Here is an 836-nt window from a genome sequence, read left to right as displayed (position 1 = left end):
GTCGTAGACGGTCTGTCCCGCACCATGGTGGTTGCGTTCGATCAGGCGCTGATGCTCGCACACGATCTGGCCTTCGGCCGCGACCACCAGGCGATCTGCGTAGACCCGCAGGCTCACCGGCCGGTTGGCATACGGCGCCGGCACGCTGTAGCGATTGCGCTCGAAGTGGACCAGGCAGGTGGGTGAGACGCGCTTGGTGTGTTCCACAAAGCCATCGAAGGGCCTTGGCACAGGCATCAAGGCGGCCCGCTCCTCGGCCCAGACGTCTGCGACGGTGCCCGGCAGCTTGCCGTGCTCGATCTCGTGCCACAGCGCCACGCAGCGCTCTTCAAGCCAGGCATTGAGATCGGGCAGGCTTGGGAATGGAGGCACTACTTGCCACAGGCGATGGCGGGCATCGCGCACGTTCTTCTCCACTTGGCCCTTCTCCCAGCCCGACGCCGGATTGCAGAACTCGGCCTCGAACAGGAAGTGGCTGACCATGGCCGCAAAGCGCGCATTGACGTCGCGCTCCTTTCCACGGCGCACCCGGTCTACAGCGGTGCGCATGTTGTCGTAGATGCCACGGCGGGGCACGCCACCCAGGACTGCGAATGCATGGTTGTGGGCATCGAACAGCATCTCGTGCGTCTGCAGCGGATAGGCGCGCAGGTAGAACGCTCGGCTGTGGCTGAGCTTGAAGTGGGCTACCTGCAGCTTGGTGCGCACGCCGGCGAGAACAGCCCAGTCCTCGCTCCAGTCGAACTGGAAGGCCTCGCCCGGACCGAAGGCCAGGGGAACGAAGGTACCTCGGCCAGTGGTCTGCTGGGCCACAAGGCGCTGCTCGTGCCAGAGGC

Annotated in this window: 1 protein-coding gene; it reads right to left on the bottom strand. The window is 65.4% G+C overall.

The window, feature by feature from the left end; genetic code table 11:
- Positions 1-836, bottom strand: an 836-nt coding sequence (istA, locus tag JHD63_RS22725) for an IS21 family transposase (protein ID WP_198973064.1), incomplete at both ends; no start/stop codon positions are given.

It is taken from the genome of Xylophilus sp. ASV27, from assembly GCF_016428875.1.
Classification (GTDB): Bacteria; Pseudomonadota; Gammaproteobacteria; order Burkholderiales; family Burkholderiaceae_C; genus Xylophilus.
The sequence above is the reverse complement of the archived record's forward strand: the minus strand, read 5'-3'. Positions and strand labels throughout refer to the sequence as shown.